Below are 22,865 nucleotides of genomic sequence, written 5' to 3'. Positions count from 1 at the left end.
AGGAACAGATACCGCACCCTAGACTCGTCCCGTGATCCTCCACCTCGTCCGCCATGGACAGTCGACGTGGAACCAGCAGCGCCGGCTCCAGGGCCAGCGGATGGACGTGCCGCTCACCGAGCTCGGGCTCAGCCAGGCCGCGGCCGCCGCCCGCGCCCTCGACGGCGCCCGGCTGGCCGCCGTCGTCACCTCGGACCAACTCCGCGCGGTGCAGACGGCGGACGTGATCTCGGCCAGGGCAGGGGCCCCGGTCCGGCACACCGCCCTCCTCCGCGAGCAGGCGCTCGGCTCCCTCGAGGGCGTCAGCTACGACGACCTCCGGGAGGAACCCGTCCCCGAGGGGCTGCACATCAGCGAAGTGCGGTGGGGCGGGGGAGAGTCGGTGGCTGACGTCCATGCGCGCATGGCCGTGCTCGTCGGGCAGCTCCGCGACGCTCACGCCCACGACGAACTGGCGATCGTCTCCCACGGCGACACGTTGCGGATCCTGCTGGCGGTGCTGGAGGGTCGCGGCCATCGAGAGGTCGAGTGGATCGAGTTCGCCAACGGCCAGGTGCTGAGCCGGGTGCTCTGAGGCGCGGGTCAGAACACGGGGTCGCGGCGATGCAGCCACAGCTGCGCCCGCGTCGTCGCCCGGCTCCCCGGCCGCGACCACCACGCCGCGCCACGCAGGGCGGCCCTCGCCGCGTTGAAGCCCGCCCCGCCGTGCACGCCGCCGCCGGGATGGGTGGCGGCAGAGGCGAGGTAGAGCCCGTCGATGTGCGTGGCCGGGCCTCCGAGCCCGGCGATGGGCCGCCAGGGACCCTGCTGGAACAGTTGTGAGGTGCCCGCGCCGAGGGCGCCGTCTGCGAGGTTGGGATTGGCGTCGTGCAGGTCCGCGGGGGTCTGGATCCAGCGCCCCCGCTCGAGGTCGCGCCAGCCCGGAGCCAACTCGTCGAGCATCGCCTGCACGGTGGCCAGCGACCTCGCCGCACCCTCGGGCCCTGTGACCGGGAGGTGCGTGTAGGCCCAGAGCGACTCGGTACCCGACGGCGACCTCGTCGGATCCGCCGTCGTCATCTGCCCCACCAGCGCGAACGCCCGCGCGGGGACCGTTCCCGCCGCGATGTCCGCGTGCCAGCGCACCAACTCCTGCGCCGACAACCCCGCATGCACGACGGTGGCCTCCCGCGCCCGCGACGCCCGCCACGGCATGGGACCGGTCAGCGCAAGGTTGAGCTTGAGCGTCGGAGGATCCCAGGCGAACCGCTCAAGCCGCGCGAGCAGCCCCGATGGCACCGCGTCGGAGGGCAGCAGCCGCCTGTAGAGCGCCGTCGCCGAGACGTCCGCGACCACGGCCCGGCGCGCGCGGACCGTGGTGCCGTCGGCCAGCCGCACCCCGTCGGCCCGCCCGCCGCCGACCGTGATGCCGACGACGGGCGAGCCGAGGCGCACCACAGCGCCGGCGGTCCGCGCCCGCGACGCCAGCGCCCCCGCCAGCGCCCCCGCACCACCGCGCGGCACGGGGAAGCCCACGTCCTGCGCCAGCATCGTCATGATGAACCCCAGCAACCCGCTGACCGGCGCCAGCGGCGAGACGTCGGCGTGCATGGCGTTGCCGGCCAGGATGTCGCGCGCCCGCGCACCGCCGAACCATTCCTCGCCCATCCGGCCCGACGGCAACAGGGCGAAGCGCGCGAAGTCCATCAGCCCGCCGGCGCCCAGCACGCGGGCCAGGCGGGCATCGGCGCCGAGCGGAGGCCAACCCCTGAGCAGCGCGTCGAGCAGTGGTTCCTTGACGCGACGCCAGCCCGAGACCAGCCTCAGCCATGATTCGCCGTCGCCGGGGTGGTCGGCGTCGAGGGCCGCGGCGGTGTCATCCGGGGTCGCCTCGACGGCGGACCCGAGCCGGTCCCCGCCGGAGGACACGTGGACGACCGCGGGGCGCCGGTCCACCCATTGAAGTCCGTGGCGCTCCAACTCCAGCGCCTGCAGCACGGGGGAGGCCTTGCCCAGCGGGTAGCAGGAGGAGAACTCGTCCATCACGAATCCGTCGATCTCACGATGCGCGACGGCGCCTCCGGGCCTGTCCCGACCGTCGAGTACCAGGACGTCCCAGCCTGCGTCGGCCAGGAGGGTCGCGGCCACCAGGCCGTGGTGTCCCGCCCCGATCACCACCGCGTCGACCATGCGCTCAGCCATACCACCGACCATACGCAGCAGTGCGGTCGGGGTGCCCTGGAAAGGATCGAGAAGCGTAACCTACGCAACCGTAGGTTACGATGGGTGCATGACCTCTCAGGGCGAACTCGTCGCCCCGCCCAAGGTGACCGGCTCCACCGTCAAGCGCGCGTTGACGCGTCTCGGTGCCGGGGCGCGCAGGGTCGCGGAGGCCATCGCGACCCCCCTGCTGCCCGAGGATTTCGTCGATCTCATCGACCCGCTCCGCTCCGGGGCGGACCTCCGGGGCCGCGTCCTGGACGTCAGGCGCGAGACGCCCACCTCCACCACCGTCACGATCAAGCCCGGCCGCGGCTGGCGGCCCCACCGCCCCGGCCAGTACACGCGGATCGGGGTGGACGTCGACGGGGTGCGCCAGTGGCGCGCCTACTCGATCACCAGCCCCATCGGCACCACCGACACCATCACCATCACCGTCCGTGCCATCGCCGACGGCAAGGTCAGCAACTACGTTCTCAACCACCTCCGCGCGGGTACCGTGATTCTGCTGGACCAGGCCACGGGAGACTTCGTCCTCCCCGTCCACGTCCCTGACAAGGTGCTCTACCTCACGGCCGGCAGCGGGATCACCCCAGTCATGGGGATGCTGCGCAACCAGCCGCTGCCCCGAGACGTCGTCGTCGTCCACTCCGCACCCACGCCCGCCGAGATGCTCTTCCTCCCCGAGCTGCATTCCCTGGCGAGGCAAGGCCGCATCCGCCTGCTCACCCGCTTCACGAAGCAGGACGGCATCCTGGCCGTGACCGATCTCGACGTCGTGGTTCCGGACTGGCGAAGCCGCGACACCTGGGCGTGCGGCCCCACCGCACTCCTCGACGACGCCGAATCCCACTGGGCCGACGCAGGCCTCCGCGACCGCCTGCACACCGAACGCTTCCGCCCCCGGATCCACGCGGTCGGCGAGGGTGGCGACGTCACGTTCACGACGTCCGGGATCACCACGACAGCCGACGCCTCCACCACCATCCTCGACGCGGGCGAGGATGCCGGCGTCCTGATGCCGTCGGGCTGCCGGATGGGCATCTGCTTCAACTGCGTCGTCCCGATGACCGAGGGCAGCGTCCGCGACCTCCGCACCGGAGACCTCACCACCGCCAACCCGGAGGACCCGGTCCTCATCCAGACCTGTGTGTCGGCTGCTGCTGGCGCATGCCATCTCCGCATCTGAAAGCCTGACTATGACTGCCACAACCACCCGCTCGAACCGCATCACCACCACCCGCCCCGAGGCCCGCCCCGAGACCTCCACCACGGGCAAGCCCAACCCCATCGCGCACCTGAGCCCCGAGGACATCGAGGACATCGGGCGCGAGCTCGACGCCATCCGCGACGAGATCATGGCCGGCCGCGGAGCCGACGACGCCGCCTACATCCGCCGGATGATCAGGATCCAGCGGTCGCTGGAACTGGCCAGCCGAGTCGTGCTGCTGTTCTCGAAGTTCCCGCCGGCCTTCGTGGCCGGGACCACCGGGTTGACGGTGGCGAAGATCATCGAGAACACCGAGATCGGCCACAACATCCTGCACGGCCAGTGGGACTGGATGCGCGACGACAAGATCCACTCCAGCACCTGGGAGTGGGATTTCGCCTCGCCTGCGGAGCAGTGGAAGAAGTCGCACAACGTCGAGCACCACACCTACACCAACGTCGTCGGCATGGACAACGACCTCGGTTACAACGTGCTGCGCGTGGACCCGGACCAGGAGTGGAAGCTGCTCCACGTGTTCCAGCCGGTGACCAACTTCTTCACGGCGCTGTTCTTCGAGTACGGCATCGCGGCCTACGACCTCGACCTCAAGGGCTGGAAGGAGGGCACCAAGGACAAGGCCGTCTTCAAGGAGGACCTGGCGAAGGTGTTCAAGAAGATCCGATCCCAGATGGGTAAGGACTACGTGGTGCATCCTCTGCTGTCCGGCCCGTCGGCGCCCGCCACGCTCCTGGCCAACGCCATCGCCAACACCGCCCGCAACGTGTGGACGCACTCGGTGATCTTCTGCGGCCACTTCCCCGAGGGGGTGGAGACGTTCGAGACCGAGTCCATCGAGGGTGAGACCCGCGGCGAGTGGTACGTGCGGCAGATGCTCGGCTCGGCCAACATCTCCGGCTCCAAGCTGATGCACATCATGAGCGGGAACCTGTCGCACCAGATCGAGCACCACCTGTTCCCGGACATGCCGAGCAACCGCTACGCGGAGATCGCGCCCAGGATCAAGGCGCTGATGGAGCGCTACGGCCTGCGTTACGTGACCGGCCCGATGCACAGGCAGGTTGGGTCGGCGTGGGCGAAGGTCTTCAGGTACTCGTTGCCGAACAAGCGCCCCGGCCACAGCCAGCTCGGTGACGTGGTCGCGGCGGCCCGCGACGCGGTGACCGACGTGCTGGATTCGACGCGGGGCATGTGGAGGCGCGATCAGCGCAGTCTGACCGCTTCCCCCGCCTGACCAGGTTCGGCCCCTCGCCAGACCGGGTCAGTCCCCCGGGTGCCCCGAGCCTGACGTGCGGTGATTGTTCCTCCAGAAGCGTTCTCGCCCGCTTGCAGGTGCCGAAGACTGTTCTGGAGGAACATCCGCCGCGACCCTGTCCGTAGACTCCTGCCTTGTGAGCGCACCGATGCCGCCGCGGGGAGGCGGAACCCTCCCCCTCGCGCTGGCCGTCGCGATCGTGGTCCTCCTCCTCGTGGCCCTGGGCGCCAACAGCCCGCGACCCCCGCTCGTCGAGGTGCTCCCCAGACCCACCCCCACCGCGACGCTCGAGCCCGCGCTTCCCTTGCCGACCATGGACATCCTGCCGTCACAGTCTCCGCTGTTCCCGATGCCGGACCAGGAGCCGCTCGTCCTGCCGGACTGGGCCGACGACGTGGTCCGGATCCTCGCCGCCGCCGCCATCCTCGCGCTCATCGCGGCCTTCCTCCACCGCCTCTCCGGCGAGCTCATCCGCACCGAGCGCCGGCACGCGGCTGAACCCACCGGCAATGAGGCCGACATCCCCGAGATCGACGACGAGGAGCTGGCCGAGACCTTGGAGGAGGCAGCTGAGGAGCTCAGGCGGGGTCTCGCCGTCGACGGCGCCGTCATCGAGTGCTGGCGGCGCCTCGAGCGCGTGGCCGTCTCCTCCGGCATCATCCGCCGGCCGTCCCAGACGTCGCGGGAGTTCACCGTCGACGTGCTCAGCCACGCCGCCGTCGACGCCCCCGCCCTCGAGGCGCTCGCCGAGCTCTACCGGCAGGCGATGTTCTCCACGCACGAGCTGACCGACGCCGACCGCGACCGTGCCATCGCAGCCCTCGAGGCCCTCAGCGAGCAACTCAGCGGACGGGGCAGGCCGTGACGCCCGGGCGAAGCCTGATCGCGAGACTGGCTGTGGGCGTCGCCGCCGCGGCCCTCGTGATCCTCCTCGACGACCTGGCCAACCTCCGCGTCGACCCCACCCTCGCGCTCCTGGCCGGTGCCGTGGCCGCGGCCGCCTCATGGGCACTGACCCACGCGCGGCCGGCGCCCGAACCACCCGAATGGCAGCAACCCTCCTGGCACACCCGCTCGCCGCACTTCCAGGCCGACATCCGCACCCGCCGCCTCGCGTCGGTTCTCGCCCACGCGCAGCCCGGCCGCGGATTCGACTCCCGCCGCGTCGCCCGCCAACTGGCCGAGCTCACCGTCAGGCGGCTCGTCACCTCCGGCCGCATCACCAGGCCATCACCGCACACCGACCCCCTCGGGGACGCCGGCTCCCACCTCTCGCCCGCGCTGCTGGCCTACCTGCGCAGCGCCGAGGCAGAGCATCCGCAGGTCCTCAACCGCAAGACCCTGCACGCCCACCTCAAGGAGATCGATTCGCTATGAGCACCCCCACCGCGCTCACCCAGGCGCAGGCCGCCGCGCTCGTGCAGCAGGTCCTCGACGCCGTCGACACCGCCCTGGTGGGAAAGCGCGACCAGATGACCCTGGTCCTCGCCGGCGTCCTCGCCGGCGGACACGTGCTGCTCGAGGACCTTCCCGGGCTCGGCAAGACGCTGGCGGCCCGGTCCCTGGCCCAGGCGCTCGGGCTCGAGTTCACCCGCGCCCAGTTCACCCCCGACCTGCTGCCCGCCGACCTCACCGGCTCCTACATCTTCGACCAGAACAAGGCCGAGTTCAGCTTCCGCCCGGGCCCGATCTTCACGGGCCTGCTCCTGGCGGACGAGATCAACCGCACCCCGCCCAAGACGCAGTCCGCGCTGCTGGAGGCGATGCAGGAGCGGCAGGTCACCGTCGAGGGGCACACCTTCGTCCTGCCGCGACCCTTCCACGTGCTGGCCACCGCCAACCCGATCGAGCACGAGGGCACCTACCCGCTGCCCGAGGCGCAGCTGGACCGGTTCCTGCTGCGGCTGGCTTTCGGGTATCCGTCGCTCGACGAGGAGTGGGATGTGCTGGGGCGGCGGATGGAGCGCAGACGCGAGGAGGTCGTCGTCGCGCCGGTCCTCGATCCGGCAGGCCTGCTCGCCGTTCAGGACTGCGTCGAGAACGTCCACGTGGCCGAGTCCGTGGGTCGCTACGCCATCGACCTGGTGCGCGCCACGCGTGAGCACCAGGACACGCTGGTGGGGGCGTCTCCCCGTGGATCGCTGGCGCTGTTGCTGTGCTCGCGGGCGCTGGCGCTGATCGAGGGCCGCGACTTCGTCATCCCCGAGGACATCAAGCGCCTCGCCGTGCCCGCGCTCGGGCACCGGATCGTCATCCGCCCCGAGCTGTGGCTGAACAACGTGGCGCCCGAGTCCATCGTCCGGGCTGTCCTGGACCTTGTGCCGGTGCCCGACGCGGAGACCCTCTGATGCGCGTCTCGCACACCCCGGCCTTGCTGCGGTCCCTCGCGGCCGCGGCGGTGTCGGGGGTGCTCGCGATCGTCGCCCAGCGGGCCGACGTCGTGGTCCTGATGGCGCCGTTCGTCGTGCACCTGGCGTGGGGATGGTGGGGCCGGCGGCGGGCCGAGCCTGAGCTGGAGGTGCGGCCCAGGGCGGTGGTGATTCCGGAGGGGGAGTCGGTGCCGCTGGTGGCGCGGGCGGTCGGGGCATGGCCGTCGGCGCTCGTGGCGGTGCAGTGGCCCGTGCGGCCGGGGATCGCGCTGGAGCCCGACTCGGGCACTGCGCTGGATGCTGCGGTGCCTGAGGGCGTGCGGGTCGCGGTGCAGCCTGAGCGCTGGGGCCGCTACGACGTGGGCCCAGGGGTCGTCGCCGTGACCGATCTCAGCGGAAGTTGGCGCGCCTCGACGGCGTTGCCCAGGGCCCAGGTCACGGTCCGGCCCGCGTCGTCGACGCTGGAGGGTGGGAGCGGGGTGGCGCACCCGATCGGCATCGTCGGGATGCACCGCTCGCGGCACCGTGGCGACGGCAGCGACCTGGCGGACGTGCGCGAGTTCCGCCCCGGCGACAGGCTGCGGCGGATCAACTGGCGCGTGACGTCGCGGCTGGGGAAGGTGCACGTGAACTCGACGCTCACCGAGCGCGACACCGATGTGCTCATCGTCGCCGACACCCTCCTCGACGTGGTCCCCGCCGCTCCCGCGGAACCCACCAGCCTCGACGCGACGGTGCGGGCGATCGCGGCGATCTCCCGGCATTACGTCGGCTTCGGTGATCGAGTGGCCATCCATGACCTGGGCCGACGGATCGGTCACGTCCGCTCCGGGACCGGGCCGCGTCAGGCGCGGGTGGTGCTCAACCAGTTGTCGCGGGCGAATCGCAGCGTGCCGGACTGGGACATGCTGCGGCCGGTGGGCACGGTGACGAGCGGGATGCTGGTGTTCTTCTGCTCACCGCTGCTGGAGCGGGAGTCGCAGGACGAGCTGGTGCGCCTGCGCCGGCTGGGCGCCGAGGTGATCGGGGTGGACACTCTGCCGGAGGGCATCGGGCGATTCGAGGACATCGCGTCGTTCCGGCGCGACACGTTCCTGGGCGAGGCGTGGATGATCCGGCGGATGGAGCGCGACGACGCCATCGAGCGGCTGCGGACCATCGGCATCCCTGTCACGCCGTGGCGGGGAACCAGCAGCCTCGCGAGCGTGCTCCTCTCGATGGAGGCGGCCCGTTCCGCCCCGAGGCGGGTGCTCGGCCGATGAGGGACCTCGCCGAACTCGTCGCGGGGTGGATCTACGCACTGCGGATCACCAGCGGCCAGCAGTGGGTGCTGCGGATGATCGTCCTCTCCTCGGGGCTCGGCGCGGCAGTCCTGTGCGCGCTGTGGTTCCCGGTGGTGGTCTCGACGGCGCTCCTGGTGACGACGGTGCTGCTGGCGTTCGCGTCCGTGGCGCGGCCGGACTCCGCGGCGTCGCTGGGGCTCGTCGCCGTCGTCGCGCTGTCGTGGTTGGCCGGGGGAGCGGGCGCGTCGTGGTGGCAGTGGCTCGTGATCGCGGCGGTGGTGGCGGTCTTTCACCTGACCACGGCGTTCGCTGCGGCCGCGCCGTCGTACGCGACGATCACGCCCCGTGCCGCTGGTCGCATGGCGCGAGGAGCGGTGGTGTTCGTGGGCGCGAGTGTCGCGGCGGGGGCGCTGGTCACGGCGGTGGCCGCATTGCCCGACGGCCTTCTCGGCCCCTGGTGGGTGGTCGCGGGAGCGCTGGCAGTGGCCGGCACGGTGGTGGCCCTCGTCGTGGCTCTCGGCACTGACCCGGACTGAGTGAGGCCCCGCCAGGCGTCCGGGGACACCTCGTCGACCGGGCGCCGGCGGCCGTCCTGCTCAGCCCTGGAAGTCTTCCGGGTCGACGTTGGCGAGAAACTCGCTGAACGCCGCGACCTCAGCCTCCTCGTCCACCGCTTCCTCCCGCTCGTCCGCGATCCCAGCCTCGCCGAGCACCGCCTCCGCGACCCAGATCACCGAGCCGGTCCGCAGCGCCAGCCCGATCGCGTCCGACGGGCGGGCGTCGAGCACCCGCTGGCCGCTGGCTGTGTTGAGCGTGATCTCGGCGTAGAACGTGCCGTCCTGGATTCTGGTCACGGCGATGCGCTCCACCTCGGCGTCGAGCACCTCGATGATGGCGCGCATCAGATCCAGGGTCATGGGGCGCGGGGGTGGGGTGCCCTCGGCGCCGGCGAAGATCGCAGCGGCCTCCAGGCCCCCGATCCAGATGGGGAGCATCCGCCCTTGGCCGGCCTCCTCGTCGATGGGCTTGAGGATCACCACCGGCAGCGACCTCGTGTCCAGGGCAAGCCCTGCGATTCGGACGGGGATCATCTCGCTCCACCTCCCAGCGGGTCCCGGCTGGGAGCCGGGCGTCGCGTCTCTTCCATCGTAGGCCGAGCCTGTGCGCTGGGCAGCGATCCGCCGCGCTCAGCGCCGAACCGCAGTGGTAGATGTGGTGGCGTACTCGCCGTCACATCTACCGGACAGCGAGGGGGGCACCTGCTGCCTCGACGATGTCGGGCGTCCATGTCTGTGCCAGCCCGGACGCCCTCACCCGTACCGGGCCGACGTGGGGGAACGTCTGCGTGGTCACCGCGACCCTCCCGCCGTCGAGGAACACCTCGATCAGCCCGTGGTCCTCGATCAGCACACCCGCAACCCGACCGTCCGGGAGCGGGATGGGTGGCGTCACGCTGATCCCCGCGTGCACGCCGTGCGGGTCGGCCGCGCTCCGGTCGACCACCAGGTCACCGTCCGGCAGGCGCCGCAACACGAACCGGCTGATCGCGTCGTCGTCGCCGGTCTCCAGGACGACCTCACCGGCGCCCAGGAACTCGAATTCCACCCGGTGCGTTCCCTCAGGCATCACGACGGGGTACACGGGCGTGTGCCGCAGCACCGGGCCACCCTCGGCCGGCGTCAGCGTGAGCGTGTGCGGCAGGGTCATCGCCGACTGCCAGGGACGCGTCGGGGTGTCGTTGGCGTAGGTCCAGTTGCTCATCCAGCCCAGCACGGTGGGCTCGTCGGCGCCCTGGAAGGAGACGGCGGCGTACATGTCGGGGCCGTGGTCGAACCAGCGCAGCCCGCGCGCGTCGGGCGTGAAGACGCCGCCGTCGAAGTCCCCGACGAGGTACTGCATGCCGGATCCGCCCGCGAAGCCGCCGGGATTGGTGCTGAGCAGCAGCACCCACCGCGACACCCCGCACCCCTCGATGTCCACCTCGATCAGGTCAGGGCACTCCCACAGCAGTCCCGGCTCCCCGAAGGGACCGACGCTGCTCTCCTGGACCCAGTCGATGAGGTTGGAGGAGGAGAAGATCAGCACCTGCCGGTCCACCGCCTCCACCGTCACCATCACCCAGCGGCCGGTGGGCGCGTGCCACGACACCTTGGGGTCGCGGAACTCCTTCGAGCCCCGGTCCAGCACCGGGTTTCCCGGATACCGGCTCCAGGTGAGCCCGTCGTCGAGGCTGTAGGCCAGTGACTGTGCCTGCAGCCCCGCCCGTTGAGGGTGACCGGCGGTGTAGGAGCTGGTGAACAGTGCCACCAGCGGGCCCTCGGGCCCGTCGCCCAGACCGGACGTGTTGTCCCGGTCCCAGACGACGGACCCCGAGAACGCCATCTCCTCCGCGGTGGCGGGGATGGCCATGGGCAGCTCCTCCCACTCCAGGAGGTCCGACGACACCGCGTGCCCCCAGCCGATGTTGCCCCACGTGCGGCCGTCCGGGTTGTTCTGGAAGAACAGGTGGTAGAGGCCCTTGTGGCGGATGAGGCCGTTGGGGTCGTTCATCCAGGTGGACCGCGGCGTGAAGTGGATTGCGGGACGGTAGTGGGGGGTGTGCAGCATCAGAAGAAGAACCTCGTCGGAGTGGGTGAACGATCAGGCGCTCTTGTAGCGGTCGTAGGCGGCCTGGTAGACCTCCACCACCTTGGACAGGCCCATGGACTCGAGTTGCGCGACGTAACCGTCCCACTTGGCGTCGATGTTGCCCTCGACGATGAACGTCGCGAACTGCCGGCCCACGTAGGTGTTGATCTCGGTCTGGGCATCGGCGATCTGCTGGAGCTCCTCGTTGCTCAGCATGACCGGCGGGTAGGCGTCGTTGGCGCGGTGGGGCTCGTAGAACTCCTGGCACATGTCCTGGCGTTCCTTGGCGCGCGGCTCGGGGGCCACGACCGTCTCGAAGTGCTCGCGCGTGGTGATGCAGGGGCCCATCGGGGCCACCTGCTGGCGGCGCTCGCCCTCGGACTCGCCCTCCTTGGCCGGGATCTGGACGAGGATGCCGTCGGCGTTCTTCTCCATCGTGACGCCGATCGGGCCCCAGCGGGTTTCGGCGGACATGACGGGGTCGTACAGTCGGTCCACCCAGCGCATGGTGGCGGCCGGGTACTTGTTGGCGCTGGTGATGGCGAAGGCGCCGCGGTTGATCTCGGCGTAGTTGGACACGGACGCGCGCTGCGCGCCGTCGAAGCCCTTGAGGACGCCGATGTGGGCGTAGTCAGCCACGCGGTCCTCGCCGACGGCCTCCTTCATCTCCCACCAGATGAACGAGCCGAGGCTCATCGGGTCGGCCTTGCCCTTGGCCAGGTACGTGGAGTCGTCCTGAGAGAAGCTTTCGGGGTCGATGAGGCCCTCCTGATACCACTCGCCGAGACGCTTCACGGCGGTGCGCCACTCCTCGCGGGCGGCGGTGAAGATCACCTTGTCGTCCTGGACGATGCGGTGGTCGTTGTTGTCCGGCAGGCCACCGATGGCCGCGATGAGGTCGGCGACGTTGGCGCAGAACGAGTCGACGCGGAACGACAGCGGGACGACACCGGCGCCGCGGGCCTTGAACGCCCGCAGGGCGGCCTCGTACTCGTCGATGGTGGTGGGCACTGGCAGGCCCGCCTCGTCGAGCCACGTCTTGTTGACGAAGAGGAAGTTCGGGTAGGCGAGGATGCCCAGCTCCTCGACGGCGGGCAGGGTGTAGATGTGGCCGTCGGAGGCGGTGATGGCGCCGCGGATGTCCGGGCGGGCATCGAGGATGCCCTTGAGGATCGGGGCGTGGGCGTCGATGAGGTCCTCGAGCGGGATGAGGGTGCCGTTGGAGCCGTTGGTCACCACGTCGCTGTCGGTCAGGCCGGTGTTGAACAGCGCGTCGGGTAGGTCGCCGGAGGCCAGCATGAGGTTCTTCTTCTCGGCGTAGACGTTGTCCGGGAGGTTGTTCCACGCGATGTCGATGTTGGTGTCGCTCTTCCACCGCTGGACGAGCGCCATGGTCTCGTAGTCGGGCGCCAGCGCGGACTTGGTGCCGGAGAAGACGAGGGGGAGGGCCTTGTCGGTGATGGGGAGGCCCTCGCTGTTGAAGCCGAAGGCGTCGGACCCGTCGGCGGGCAGGGACCCGGCGTCGGATCCGTTGGAGCAGGCGGCGACCAGGCCTGAGGCGGCCAGTGCCGCGATCCCGGCGAGGATGCTGCGTCGTTTGATCATCATTGATGTGTCCTTTCGGGGGTGGGGTCACTTGAGGGCGCCGAGGGTGGCGCCCTTCACGAAGTACTTCTGAAGGAAGGGGAAGATGATGAGCAGCGGCACCGTGGAGACGACGATCATTCCGTACTTGATCAGTTCGCCCAGGCGCTGTGCGGCGGCGTAGGAGTCGATGGATCCGGTGTCCAGCGAGGCTGATGCCTGCGACTCGACGAGCACGTTGCGCAGCACCAGCTGCAGCGGGTACATCGCCTCGTCGTTGAGGTAGATCATCGCGTCGAAGTAGGAGTTCCAGTACGCCACGATGTGCGTCATGGCCATCAGTGCGATGAGCGGTTTGGTGAGGGGGAGGGCGATCCGGAAGAAGAACCGGAAGTCGTTGGCGCCGTCGATCTGCGCCGCCTCCCGTAGCTCCGGCGGCACGTTGGTCTCGAAGAAGGTACGCGCGATGATGAGGTTCCAGACCCCGACCGCGCCTGGCAGGATGACCGCCCACATGGTGTCGAGCAGGCCGAGGTCGCGGACCACGAGGTAGCGGGCGATGAGGCCGCCGTCGAAGAACATCGTGATGATGAACAGGATCATGAAGAGGCTGCGGCCCGGCATGTCGCGGCGTGAGAGGGCGTAGCCCGTCGTCAGGGTGATCGAGACGCTGACCAGGGTGCCGACGGCCGTGTAGAGCAGCGAGTTGCCGAAGCCGCGCAGCATCGCATCGTTGGCGAACAGGGTCTGGTAGCCCTCGAGGGTGAAGCCGCTGGGCAGTAGCCACACCTTGCCCTGGGCGATGAGGTTGGGGTCGCTGACCGAGGCGATCAGGATGAAGTAGAGCGGGTAGATGATCAGCACGACGGCGATCACGAGGATGCTGACGCTGAGGATGTTGAACAGGGGGTCGGCCATGCGGGTGGCGACGCCGTCGCGGGGCTTCGCCAGGGACGACGCCGGGGGCAGGGGTGCAGTGGTCGTGGTCATGGGGCTCACCAGAGAGAGGATTGGTTGGCCTTCTTGGCGACGAAGTTGAACGTCACGAGAAGGATGAGGTTGAGGACCGAGTTGAACAGCCCGATGGCGGCCGAGTAGCTGAACTGCGCCTGCTGGAGGCCCGCCTTGTACACGTAGGTGTTGATGATCTCGGAGGTCTCGAGGTTGAGCGGGGTCTGCATGAGGTAGACCTTCTCGAACCCGAGGTTGAAGATGTTGCCGATGGCCAGGACGAAGAGGATCGTCACCACTGGCAGGATGCCGGGGATGTCGATGTGCCAGATCCGGCGGAACTTGTTGGCGCCGTCCATCTTTGCGGCCTCATGCAGCGAGGGGTCGATGGCCGTCAGCGCCGCGAGGTAGATGATCATCGAGAAGCCTGCGTTCTGCCAGACATCCGAGCCGATGTACAGGGGCCGGAACCAGTCCGGGTCGCCCATGAAGAAGACGGGATCTCCGCCGGAGAGTTCGATGACGTTGTTGACGATGCCTGCGCCCGGGCTGAAGAGCAGGAAGATCATGCCCACGACCACAACCACGGAGATGAACGACGGCGCGTACAGCACTGTCTGCACCATCTTCTTGAACCGCGCCGAGGAGAGCTGATTGACGATCAGCGCCAGGACGATCGGCACCGGGAAGGCGACGAGCAGGCCGACGGTGTTGATGGTCAGGGTGTTGACCAGGAGTTCCTCGAACTGGAACGAGTTGATGAATCGCTCGAAATGCATGAGGCCCACCCAGGGGCTCCCCGTGAATCCCGAGGCCGGGTTGTAGTTGCGGAACGCGATCTGGGCGCCGTACATGGGCCAGTACTTGAAGATGATCAGGTAAACGAGGCCAGGCGCGAGTAATACGTATAACTGCCACGAGCGAAGAATCGCCGTGCGGCGCGAGACGCGCCTTCGCGGCGGTGGGGACGCAGCGGCTTTGCTGGATTGGCCCGGGGGCTGGATCTGGGCGGGTGCGGCGAGGGTGGTAGTCATGCGGGGACCTTTGCGAACGCGACGGAGTCGCGGGACTGGAGAGAACACTCGACGGCGAGCCGCCTCGGCGCTGAGCTGCGGCTCAGTACCTCGGCGACCGCGAGGCGCCCCATCTCCACGAGCGGGAGCTGGAACGTCGTGAGGCGCGGGGAGAACATCGGGGTCAACAGTGACTGGTTGTCGAAGCCGACGATGCTGACGTCGTCGGGGATGGAGAGGCCGAGTTGCTGGGCGGCGTGGTAAGCGCCCAGAGCCGTGCGGTCGTTTCCGCAGAAGATGGCCGTGGGGCGGTCTCCCTGGCGCAGGAGCTCCGCGCCGTACGTGAGGCCCTCTTCGTAGCTGCCGTGGCCGAAACGCAGGTGTCGGGGGTTGGGGGTGATGCCCGCTTCCTGAAGGGCCTCGGTGAATCCCTGGAGGCGGCCCGACGCTGCTGGGAGGGTGGAACCCTCCTCGGAGATGTTGATCATGGCGATGCGACGGTGTCCCGCGTTGAGGAGGACGTCGGCGGCCGCGCGGCCACCGGCCACCTCGTCGGGGAAGATGCTGGTGACCGAGCCGGTGAGATCCTGCGAGTTGACGCAGACCGTGGGGGTGTTGGCGAGGGCCGTGGGGACGTCCACCTGCCGGTGGTACATCGCCGCGTAGATGACGCCGGCTACGCGGTAGGACTGCATGGTCGAGATGGCCGCCTTTTCCAGGCGCGGGTCGCCCGTGGTGTCGACGGTGAGCAACACGTACCCCTGGCGCCAGGCCTCCTGCTGGGCGCCGAGGATCATCTCGCCGGCGAACGGGGTGGTGGCCACCTCGTCGCCGATGAGGCCGATCATCCGGGACTTGCCCTCGCGCAGGACCTTGGCGTGGACGTTGGTCCGGAAGCCGAGCTGCCTGGCGGCGTCGAGTACCCGTTGGGTGGTGGCGGCGGAGACGCGCCCGGTCTGGGCCCCGTTGAGCACCATGGACACCGTGGCCTGCGACACGCCGGCGGCTGCGGCGACGTCGTTCATGGTGGGCTGGTTCTCCATCGAACACCTCTCGGAGTTATGCGTATAACGTGAAGGTTAGACGGGAACCGGGCCCGTGTCAACACCCCCGCTCGTGAAAATCAGTTCCCCTGTGCTCGGAGGCTCGTGAGGCTGAAACGGGAACTCCCAAAGCGCTCGACTAGACGTGCCCACCATACGGCCCGGCGGCCCGGCGCCCCGTACCACTCAGTCCTGTGCGTGCGCGTCGAGGAACTCGTACAGTTCGCGGTCATCCACGCCCGGATACGTCCCCTGGGGGAGCGGAGCGAAGAGGTGGGTCCGCACTCTGGGCGACGCCCATCCCTGACCCTTCCACCGCTCATTGAGCCCGTCCTCCGGCCGGCGGCAGCACCGCGCGTCGGGGCACGTCGACACCGCGCGCGTCTGTGATTCCCGCCCCCGGAACCACTTCGACTCGGCGTAAGGGACTCCCAGTGTGATCGAGAACTCCGAGGTGGTTCCCGTTCCGGTCTGGGTCGACTCGAAGAATGTGCCGGCGGGCGTATCCGTGTACTGGTAGTGCTCGCTGGTGCGAGTCGTCCGGGAGAACGCCTGGCGTGCGCTCCAGTGCCGACACACCACCTCGCCCTCGGTGGAGCCGGTCGCGTCCTGGGGCAGCGGCAGACCGTCGTTCTCGTACGCACCCACCACGCTGCCGTCGCCTTCGACGCGCAGGTAGTGCAGCGTGATCCCCAGGTACTGGGTGGCGAGGTTGGTGAACCGGAGCGCCGCGCCCTCGTGCGTGACGCCGAAGGTGTCGCGGAAGTCCTCGATGGCGATGTTGCGGTCCCGTTTCGCGCGCTCCAGGAAGTCCACGGATGCGGAACGCGGCATCAGGCAGGCCGCGGCGAAATAGCTGGCCTCCAAGCGCTGCCGCAGGAAGTCGGCGTAGTCCACGGGCTCCTGGTGCCCGAGCACGGTGTTGGCCACGGCCTGCAACGCGAGCGACCGCAGACCGTGGCCGCCGGGGATGGATGCCGGGGGGATGTAGATGCGGCCGTGTTCCCGATCGACCACCGCGCGCGCTGAGTGGGGGAGGTCGTCGGTGTGCACGATGGTCAGCCCCACCCGCCTGGCCATCTCTGCGACGGTGCGGTGGGTCAGCGCACCTGAGGCGTGCCGCACGGCCTTGGTGGCCTGCTCAGCGATCACCTCGATCTCCGGCAGGTAGTTGTTCCGCTCCCGCATGGCGCTGCGGTGCTGGGTGTTGGCCCGCCGCGCCTCCTCCGGAGTTGAGATCGCCATCCGGGCGCGCCGATCGAGCTCGCGGTGCAGGCCCACGATCGTCTTGAGCGTCGCGTCGGACATGGCACGGCTTGGGCGTAGCACGGGAAGCCCGAGTTCCCTGTAGGCGGGTGAGGCCTGCGCCTTCTCGAGTTCGATCTCCAGCGCGGCCCGCGGGGATGGCGGTTCAGCGGCGAGGAGCTGCGAGGTTGTCACATGCAGTGCGCTGGCCAGTGCTTCCAGGAGGGAGAGCCGGGGTTCGCGGTGCCCGTTCTCGATCATGGACAGCTGGCTGGGGGCGGTTCCTGTGATCTCTCCCAGTTCTTCCAGAGTCAGACCTGCCTTGGTGCGGAAATGCCGGATGCGGTGCCCGAGTGTGGAGAGATCTGCCATGGAGTTCACGATACGTGAAGAATGCTCGAAGTTCACAGCATTCTGATCACCCGAACCGCCCTCCCCCTTCCGTATGGTGAAACCAAGAGCTCATCCCGCACCGAAGCGACACCCCACAAGGTTGGAGAATCTCATGACCGCCACCGCCACTCTCACCCGTCACGCACCCGACAACGCCGATTCCCGCATCGTCGACTGGGTGGACTCGATCGCCGAGCTGACCCAGCCGGATCGCATTGTCTGGTGCGACGGCTCTGCGGATGAGCGCCAGCGCATGCTCGACGAGTCGGTCGCCGCCGGCACGCTCATCAAGCTCAACCCCGCCAAGCGCCCCAACAGCTACCTGGCCCGTTCCAACCCGAGCGACGTGGCCCGGGTCGAATCGCGCACGTTCATCTGCTCCGAGCATGAGGACGACGCCGGCCCCACCAACAACTGGGCCCCGCCGTCGGAGATGCGCGAGACGCTCGGCGGCCTGTTCCAGGGGGCCATGCGGGGACGCACCATGTACGTCGTGCCGTTCTCGATGGGGCCCGTGGGCAGCCCGCTCGCTCGCTTGGGCGTCCAGGTCACGGACTCGCCGTACGTGGTGATCAGCACCGGCATCATGACCCGGATGGGGGCCGACGCCCTGGCGCAGATCGGTCCCCACACCGAGTGGGTTCCGGCGGTCCACTCCGTCGGCGCGCCGCTGCTGCCCGGGGAGCAGGACGTCGTGTGGCCGTGCAACGAGACCAAATACATCGTCCACTACCCGGAGAGCCGCGAGATCTGGTCCTACGGCTCGGCCTACGGCGGCAACGCCATCCTCGCCAAGAAGGGGTTCGCGCTGCGCATCGCCTCCAAGATCGGCGAGGGGGAGGGCTGGCTGGCCGCCCACATGCTGCTGCTGAAGGCGACGAACCCCGAGGGTCGCTCCTTCCACGTGGCCGCCGGGTTCCCCAGCGCGTGCGGCAAGACGAATTTCGCGATGCTGCGTCCGTCCATCCCTGGGTGGACGGTCGAGACCATCGGCGACGACATCGCCTGGATGGCTCAGGGTCCGGACGGCCGCCTGCGTGCCATCAACCCGGAGGCCGGCTTCTTCGGCGTGGCGCCCGGGACCGGCCATGCCACCAATCCCACGGCCATCGCGACCATCGAGGGTGACACCGTCTTCACCAACGTCGCCCTGACCGACGACGGCGACGTCTGGTGGGAGGGCCTGACCGACGAGGCGCCGTCGCACCTAACCGACTGGCAGGGCCGCGACTGGACGCCCGAATCGGAGACCCCGGCGGCGCACCCCAACTCGCGCTTCACCGTGGCCGCCCATCTCTGCCCGTCGATCGCGGACACCTGGGACGACCCGGCGGGCGTGCCCATCGACGCCATCATCTTCGGCGGGCGCCGCGCCACCAACGTCCCGCTCGTGGCGCAGGCCCGGGACTGGGAGCACGGCGTCTACATGGGTGCGACGCTCGCCTCCGAGCGGACCGCCGCCGCCGAGGGAACCCTGGGCGAACTCCGCCGCGACCCGTTCGCGATGCTGCCCTTCTCCGGCACGCACATGGCCGATCACTGGCAGCACTGGCTGAACGTGGGCGAGAAGCTCAACCAGACGGCGAACGCCCCGCTGATCTTCCAGGTGAACTGGTTCCGCCGCGGCGAGGACGGCCGCTTCCTGTGGCCCGGGTTCTCGGAGAACTCCCGCGCCCTCGCGTGGATCACCGAGCGCATCGAGGGGACGACGGACGCCGTGGAGTCGCCGTTCGGTCTGGTGCCGGTGGAGGGTTCCATCGACTACGCCGCCGCGGGCGTGAGCCATGAGGACTGGGCGGCCCTGTTCGCGATCGATCCTGAGGCGCTGAGCGCTGAGGCCGACGACACCGACGTGTTCCTTGCCCGGATGGGCGCCAAGGTGCCGGATGCGGTGATTCGTCAGCACGAGGAGTTCCGCTCCCGCCTCTGACGGTTGCGACGTTGGGACGGCGTGAGCGTCGTCCCAACGTCGTTGGCCGCGGCATACCAATTCTCGGCTGGCTGAGCCGAGCGCCTTCACGGTCTCCCAGCTCGTGGCCGCAGCCTTGCGGAAGTCGCGCATCCGGTACCGACGCGCTTCGTCGGGGGGCTACCCGGCCAGCGTCATCATGAGCTCACATGCCATGGCGTTGGACCAGCTGAACCAGGGCCGGGTGAACGTGGTCGGGTCATCCGGGTCGAAGCTCTCATGCGTCCACCCGGTGCCGCCGTCGGTGGCCAGGATCGTCTCGAGGCAGGCGTGCGCCTCCGCGGGGGTTCCGGTCAGACCCTGTACCGCGAGCGCGATGTGCCAGACGTGACCCTCGGGTGTGTGTGGGCTGCCCACCCCCTGCGCGAACTTCCCCTTGTAGAAGAACGGGTTACGGTCGCTCAGGACCCAACTCCGCGTCGCCACATAGCGTGGGTCGTCGGCGCTTACGTCGCTGACCAGCGGCAACGACAGCAATGAGGGCATGTTCGCGTCATCCATACACAGCTGGGCCCCCAGCCCGTCGACCTCGTAGGTGAACCGATCGCCCACCATGCCGAACCGCTCGACGCCTGCGCAGATCTGCCGCTCAAGCTCCCGCGCGTCACGGTTGAGGGCCTCGTCGCCCCACACACCCGCGAACTCGGTCATCAGCCGAAGCGTCTTCACGGCCATCAGTTGCGCAGGGATGTTGTAGCCGTGGACGCAGGCGTCGTCGGAGGGTCGGAAGCCGCTCCACGTCATGCCGGTGACGGCGACGGGTGTCCCGCGTCCGTCGTCCCCGAGCGTGTCGCTGGGCTCGGAAGGGCGCACGTGGCGGTATTCCGACAGCTCGACGTGACGCTGCTCTCTGCGCCAGAGGTCGACGATGCCGCGGCATCCCTGGTGCACGAGGCCGTCGAGATGAGCCGGGTCACCGGTGGCCCGCCACAGGTGATGGGCCAGTTGGACGGGAAACGCCAGCGAGTCGATCTCGTACTTGCGTTCCCAGACCCCTGGGTGAAGGTCCAAGTCGTCGTCGTCGAAGTGCGCGCCCGAGTCGTCGGCGTTGAAGGCGTTGGCGTAGGGATCGCGCGCGATGCAGCGCCACTGCTCCCGCACGATCCCGCGCAGCGTCTCGGCCACCTGGGGCACGTTGACCAGGCGGAGGAACGGGAGCGCCTGCGCGGAAGAGTCACGCAGCCACATGGCGGGGATGTCGCCGGTGATCACGAACACTCCGTCGCCGGTGGGGCTCATGGTGGTGCACCAGGTGTCCAGCATGAGTTGCTCGAACCTGTCGGCCGCCACCTGCCCCACCATTCCCGCGATCCGTGACGCCCAGAGCCGCAGCTCGGACCGCAGCTCGTCGGAGACAGGATTCGTGAGCGGCCGACCATGCGCTGTGTCCACGGTCATCGCGGATCCTCCTCCAGTGGTGGCCGGCACCAGTTTGCGCCGGCGGCCGTCAGCCTTGACAGGTGCGGTCCGAGCCTGCGGATGCTTCCGCTCTCCGCTGGCCCGCCGGCCCAGAGTTGCTGCGCAATCGAGCTGCCCCGCGGCCACAGGCTGTACTCGGCCTGCGCCCAGGTACGGATGTACTCGGTCCACAGTTGCAGCTGGCCGCCGAGCACGTGCTGCGGCAGGTCGGAGACGACTTCGTCCAACTCGCTGGACATCCCCGCGACCTTCTCGAGCGTCGTTGGGCCCGCGATGCTCAGGGGTTGATCGGCGCCCGGGTACTGGCCGTGGTCGAGATAGGTGTACTCCGCGGGGGCGGCGACGACGTCGTGGCCACGCTCGGCGGCGCGCCGGATGGCGTGGCTGTCCCGCCAGGCCATGACGATCGTCCCCTCGGGGACGTGACCCTCGAGCACCTCGTCCCATGCGACGACCCTGCGCCCTGCGGCAGTCACGTGCTCGCAGATCTCAGATTCGAACCACGCCTGCGCGGCAACGGGGTCGTCGGCCCCGATGGTGGCCATCGTCTCTCGTGAGACGGGGTCCAGCAGCCATTCGGAGCCCGGGCACTCGTCGCCGCCGATGTGGATCGGGGAGCCGGGGAAGAGCTCCATCGTGGCGTCGAGCACGTCGCGGCAGAACTGCACCTGGTGCTCGCCCAGCCGCAGCACATGCTCGGAGATCCCCCAGCAGGTGCGGGGATGGATCACGTGGTCGCAGGCCCCGAGCCAAGGGTACGCGGCGATGGCGGCCTCCATGTGCCCCGGCATGTCGATCTCGGGCACGACCGTGATTCCGAGCTGGGAGGCGCGGCGGACCAGCAGGCCGATGTCCTCGACGGTGTAGCTGCCACCGTGCGGGCGTCCGTCGTGCTGGGGGAAGTCATCGCAGTCATTCTCGTCGGGCGGAGGCTGGTGGCCCTGAATGGTGCCGGGGCGCCAGCCCCCCACTGCGGCCAGAAGTGGGTACTTCGCCACGGGGAGCCGCCAGCCCTGGTCGTCGGTGAGGTGGAGGTGGAGGACGTTCAGCTTGTGCATCGCCATCAGGTCGAGGTGCTTGAGCAGCCCGTCGATCGGCAGGAAGTGGCGGGCGACGTCGATCATCGAGCCGCGCCACGGATGTCTCGGCCTGTCGGTGATGGTGACGAACGGCACCCGAAGGTCGGCGATTTCCATGGGGCCGGGACCGTGCACCGCGGCCGGCAACAGCTGCAGGAGGGTCTGCACCGCCCAGCCGGCACCCGCATCGTCGGCCGAGGAGATCCGCGCCCCTTCAGCGTCGACGGTGAGTCGATACTCCTCCGATGCCAGGGAGGTGTCCGCCTCGAAGAGCACACCACCGACACCGGCACGGGCAACGGTGCGGATGCCGGCGGCCACCAGGAGCCTGCCAGCCAGCACGTCCGCGGCCCGCCCCCCGCCCTGCACGGGCAGCGGATCGGTGAGCTGGAACTCCCCCTCGTTCCATTGGACTGCGCTGGGCGTGGGCAGGAGCCTCATCGGATCACCTCTGGCTCCCACGCGGTAACCAGTGGATCCTCGAGCGACGACACGTTCACGTTCCCCAACCCCGAAGAGATGTTGCCGACGGTGACGACGAAGGCACCCGCGGCCCGGCCGGCCTGGGCCCCGAGCGGGGAGTCCTCGAAGACGACGCAGTCGGTGATGTCTACCCCGCACTGCGCGGCGGCGGCCAGATAGAGGTCCGGTGCAGGCTTGGGGTGAACGACGTGCTCCGTTCCCAGCGCGGCGGTGAACAGGTCGTCCCATCCCAAAGCGGTCACAACGTCCGTGACGATCTGGGAGGGCGAGTTGGAGGCGATGGTGATCGGCATCCGAGCGCTGAGCCTGCGGAGGAGGGGTGGAGCGCCCGGCATGGGGGCCAGTGCGGTTCGGAGGTGGCCGGCCAGCATCACCATCAGCCGCTCGCTGACCGCGACAGCATCCGCATCCGGGTAGTCTCCGATGAACTCGTCGACCAGCCCTTGAAGCGTGCCCCCGACGACGCCCTTGCCCGTGGGATCCCCGCCCGCCTCGGTCCAGATGTCCGCTGCGGCCGCGACCCAGGCCCGCTCGGAGTCAACCAGGGTGTTGTCCATGTCGAACAGTACGGCCGCCACGCGACGCGGCAGCTGCGTAGGCCGGAACGGAAAGCGGGAAGTCATGGGATCACCTCGGTGTCGGAGGAGGCAAGGGCGTTGGCCGACAGAGCATGGGCGCCCCCGGCACGAATCATATGCTGCGAACGGCCGAACATGCGCAACTC

20 protein-coding genes are annotated in these 22,865 nt (G+C 69.3%); 9 read left to right on the top strand and 11 right to left on the bottom strand.

Going from position 1 to position 22,865, the window contains the following annotated elements:
- Nucleotides 1-31 precede the first annotated feature (31 nt).
- A complete protein-coding gene (locus ACZK5N_RS10090; protein ID WP_459018768.1) occupies nt 32-574 on the top strand; it encodes a histidine phosphatase family protein in 543 nt (180 codons plus the stop codon).
- Between the two features lie 8 nt (nt 575-582).
- On the opposite strand, the gene ACZK5N_RS10085 is transcribed toward ACZK5N_RS10090, so the two are convergent.
- Entirely contained in the window at nt 583-2,181 is a 1,599-nt protein-coding gene (locus ACZK5N_RS10085; RefSeq protein WP_463624867.1) for a phytoene desaturase family protein, read from the bottom strand.
- 88 nt (nt 2,182-2,269) lie between these two features.
- Between ACZK5N_RS10085 and ACZK5N_RS10080 the strand changes: the two genes are divergently transcribed.
- The 7 genes from ACZK5N_RS10080 (at nt 2,270) to ACZK5N_RS10050 (ending at nt 8,870) form a co-directional block, all read left to right on the top strand.
- A complete protein-coding gene (locus tag ACZK5N_RS10080; RefSeq protein ID WP_463624866.1) occupies nt 2,270-3,388 on the top strand; it encodes a ferredoxin reductase in 1,119 nt (372 codons plus the stop codon).
- 10 nt (nt 3,389-3,398) lie between these two features.
- A complete protein-coding gene (locus ACZK5N_RS10075) occupies nt 3,399-4,661 on the top strand; it encodes a fatty acid desaturase family protein (protein ID WP_459018771.1) in 1,263 nt (420 codons plus the stop codon).
- 157 nt (nt 4,662-4,818) lie between these two features.
- Nucleotides 4,819-5,547, top strand: coding sequence for a DUF4129 domain-containing protein (locus tag ACZK5N_RS10070; RefSeq protein WP_463624865.1), 729 nt, complete (start codon nt 4,819-4,821; stop codon nt 5,545-5,547).
- A gap of 32 nt (nt 5,548-5,579) precedes the next feature.
- Nucleotides 5,580-6,059 (top strand): hypothetical protein, encoded by a 480-nt coding sequence (locus ACZK5N_RS10065; RefSeq protein ID WP_463624864.1) that lies wholly within the window; start codon nt 5,580-5,582, stop codon nt 6,057-6,059.
- Nucleotides 6,056-7,030, top strand: a complete 975-nt coding sequence (locus tag ACZK5N_RS10060; protein WP_463624863.1) for an AAA family ATPase — start codon at nt 6,056-6,058, stop codon at nt 7,028-7,030. The genes ACZK5N_RS10065 and ACZK5N_RS10060 overlap by 4 nt, the downstream gene beginning before the upstream one ends.
- Complete coding sequence (locus tag ACZK5N_RS10055) at nt 7,030-8,313, top strand: DUF58 domain-containing protein (protein WP_463624862.1); 1,284 nt, start codon at nt 7,030-7,032, stop codon at nt 8,311-8,313. The genes ACZK5N_RS10060 and ACZK5N_RS10055 overlap by 1 nt, the downstream gene beginning before the upstream one ends.
- The gene (locus ACZK5N_RS10050; protein WP_463624861.1) at nt 8,310-8,870 is read left to right on the top strand and encodes a hypothetical protein; all 561 of its coding nucleotides are present in this window, start codon (nt 8,310-8,312) and stop codon (nt 8,868-8,870) included. The genes ACZK5N_RS10055 and ACZK5N_RS10050 overlap by 4 nt, the downstream gene beginning before the upstream one ends.
- A gap of 60 nt (nt 8,871-8,930) precedes the next feature.
- On the opposite strand, the gene ACZK5N_RS10045 is transcribed toward ACZK5N_RS10050, so the two are convergent.
- The 7 genes from ACZK5N_RS10045 to ACZK5N_RS10015 all read right to left on the bottom strand — a co-directional run bounded on the left by ACZK5N_RS10045 (nt 8,931) and on the right by ACZK5N_RS10015 (nt 17,170).
- Entirely contained in the window at nt 8,931-9,425 is a 495-nt protein-coding gene (locus tag ACZK5N_RS10045) for a bifunctional nuclease family protein (protein WP_463624860.1), read from the bottom strand.
- 145 nt (nt 9,426-9,570) lie between these two features.
- Nucleotides 9,571-10,941: a glycoside hydrolase family 32 protein gene (locus ACZK5N_RS10040; RefSeq protein WP_463624859.1), complete on the bottom strand. Its 1,371-nt coding sequence runs from the start codon at nt 10,939-10,941 to the stop codon at nt 9,571-9,573.
- Nucleotides 10,942-10,974: 33 nt separating this feature from the next.
- Nucleotides 10,975-12,570 carry an extracellular solute-binding protein gene (locus ACZK5N_RS10035; RefSeq protein WP_463624858.1) on the bottom strand — a complete coding sequence of 532 codons (1,596 nt, stop codon included), beginning with the start codon at nt 12,568-12,570 and terminating at the stop codon, nt 10,975-10,977.
- A gap of 24 nt (nt 12,571-12,594) precedes the next feature.
- Nucleotides 12,595-13,536, bottom strand: coding sequence for a carbohydrate ABC transporter permease (locus tag ACZK5N_RS10030; RefSeq protein WP_463624857.1), 942 nt, complete (start codon nt 13,534-13,536; stop codon nt 12,595-12,597).
- Nucleotides 13,537-13,541: 5 nt separating this feature from the next.
- Entirely contained in the window at nt 13,542-14,531 is a 990-nt protein-coding gene (locus tag ACZK5N_RS10025; protein ID WP_463624856.1) for an ABC transporter permease, read from the bottom strand.
- Nucleotides 14,528-15,553, bottom strand: a complete 1,026-nt coding sequence (locus ACZK5N_RS10020) for a LacI family DNA-binding transcriptional regulator (protein ID WP_463624855.1) — start codon at nt 15,551-15,553, stop codon at nt 14,528-14,530. Before ACZK5N_RS10020 ends, ACZK5N_RS10025 begins: the two co-directional genes overlap by 4 nt.
- 186 nt (nt 15,554-15,739) lie before the next feature.
- Nucleotides 15,740-17,170, bottom strand: coding sequence for a helix-turn-helix domain-containing protein (locus ACZK5N_RS10015; protein ID WP_463624854.1), 1,431 nt, complete (start codon nt 17,168-17,170; stop codon nt 15,740-15,742).
- Between the two features lie 133 nt (nt 17,171-17,303).
- Between ACZK5N_RS10015 and ACZK5N_RS10010 the strand changes: the two genes are divergently transcribed.
- Nucleotides 17,304-19,121: a phosphoenolpyruvate carboxykinase (GTP) gene (locus ACZK5N_RS10010; RefSeq protein ID WP_463624853.1), complete on the top strand. Its 1,818-nt coding sequence runs from the start codon at nt 17,304-17,306 to the stop codon at nt 19,119-19,121.
- A gap of 159 nt (nt 19,122-19,280) precedes the next feature.
- On the opposite strand, the gene ACZK5N_RS10005 is transcribed toward ACZK5N_RS10010, so the two are convergent.
- From ACZK5N_RS10005 to ACZK5N_RS09995, 3 genes are read right to left on the bottom strand one after another with little or no spacing between them, the layout of a single operon-like run.
- Nucleotides 19,281-20,558, bottom strand: a complete 1,278-nt coding sequence (locus ACZK5N_RS10005; RefSeq protein ID WP_463624852.1) for a glycoside hydrolase family 125 protein — start codon at nt 20,556-20,558, stop codon at nt 19,281-19,283.
- Complete coding sequence (locus ACZK5N_RS10000) at nt 20,555-22,099, bottom strand: beta-N-acetylhexosaminidase (RefSeq protein WP_463624851.1); 1,545 nt, start codon at nt 22,097-22,099, stop codon at nt 20,555-20,557. Before ACZK5N_RS10000 ends, ACZK5N_RS10005 begins: the two co-directional genes overlap by 4 nt.
- Nucleotides 22,096-22,764 carry an HAD family hydrolase gene (locus ACZK5N_RS09995; RefSeq protein ID WP_463624850.1) on the bottom strand — a complete coding sequence of 223 codons (669 nt, stop codon included), beginning with the start codon at nt 22,762-22,764 and terminating at the stop codon, nt 22,096-22,098. The genes ACZK5N_RS10000 and ACZK5N_RS09995 overlap by 4 nt, the downstream gene beginning before the upstream one ends.
- Between the last annotated feature and the right edge of the window lie 101 nt (nt 22,765-22,865).

The sequence above is a fragment of the Tessaracoccus pujii genome, from assembly GCF_055326215.1.
Note: the sequence above shows the minus strand (reverse complement) of the source record. Positions and strands in the feature narration are given on the sequence as shown.

What these genes read in the sequence shown, in the direction of transcription:
- ACZK5N_RS10085 (WP_463624867.1), bottom strand. Translation starts at nt 2,181, where the DNA reads ATGGCTGAGCGCATGGTCGACGCGGTGGTGATCGGGGCGGGACACCAC.
- ACZK5N_RS10080 (WP_463624866.1), top strand. Translation starts at nt 2,270, where the DNA reads ATGACCTCTCAGGGCGAACTCGTCGCCCCGCCCAAGGTGACCGGCTCC.
- ACZK5N_RS10075 (WP_459018771.1), top strand. Translation starts at nt 3,399, where the DNA reads ATGACTGCCACAACCACCCGCTCGAACCGCATCACCACCACCCGCCCC.
- ACZK5N_RS10060 (WP_463624863.1), top strand. Translation starts at nt 6,056, where the DNA reads ATGAGCACCCCCACCGCGCTCACCCAGGCGCAGGCCGCCGCGCTCGTG.
- ACZK5N_RS10055 (WP_463624862.1), top strand. Translation starts at nt 7,030, where the DNA reads ATGCGCGTCTCGCACACCCCGGCCTTGCTGCGGTCCCTCGCGGCCGCG.
- ACZK5N_RS10050 (WP_463624861.1), top strand. Translation starts at nt 8,310, where the DNA reads ATGAGGGACCTCGCCGAACTCGTCGCGGGGTGGATCTACGCACTGCGG.
- ACZK5N_RS10045 (WP_463624860.1), bottom strand. Translation starts at nt 9,425, where the DNA reads ATGATCCCCGTCCGAATCGCAGGGCTTGCCCTGGACACGAGGTCGCTG.
- ACZK5N_RS10040 (WP_463624859.1), bottom strand. Translation starts at nt 10,941, where the DNA reads ATGCTGCACACCCCCCACTACCGTCCCGCAATCCACTTCACGCCGCGG.
- ACZK5N_RS10035 (WP_463624858.1), bottom strand. Translation starts at nt 12,570, where the DNA reads ATGATGATCAAACGACGCAGCATCCTCGCCGGGATCGCGGCACTGGCC.
- ACZK5N_RS10030 (WP_463624857.1), bottom strand. Translation starts at nt 13,536, where the DNA reads ATGACCACGACCACTGCACCCCTGCCCCCGGCGTCGTCCCTGGCGAAG.
- ACZK5N_RS10025 (WP_463624856.1), bottom strand. Translation starts at nt 14,531, where the DNA reads ATGACTACCACCCTCGCCGCACCCGCCCAGATCCAGCCCCCGGGCCAA.
- ACZK5N_RS10020 (WP_463624855.1), bottom strand. Translation starts at nt 15,553, where the DNA reads ATGGAGAACCAGCCCACCATGAACGACGTCGCCGCAGCCGCCGGCGTG.
- ACZK5N_RS10015 (WP_463624854.1), bottom strand. Translation starts at nt 17,170, where the DNA reads ATGGCAGATCTCTCCACACTCGGGCACCGCATCCGGCATTTCCGCACC.
- ACZK5N_RS10010 (WP_463624853.1), top strand. Translation starts at nt 17,304, where the DNA reads ATGACCGCCACCGCCACTCTCACCCGTCACGCACCCGACAACGCCGAT.
- ACZK5N_RS10005 (WP_463624852.1), bottom strand. Translation starts at nt 20,558, where the DNA reads ATGACCGTGGACACAGCGCATGGTCGGCCGCTCACGAATCCTGTCTCC.
- ACZK5N_RS10000 (WP_463624851.1), bottom strand. Translation starts at nt 22,099, where the DNA reads ATGAGGCTCCTGCCCACGCCCAGCGCAGTCCAATGGAACGAGGGGGAG.
- ACZK5N_RS09995 (WP_463624850.1), bottom strand. Translation starts at nt 22,764, where the DNA reads ATGACTTCCCGCTTTCCGTTCCGGCCTACGCAGCTGCCGCGTCGCGTG.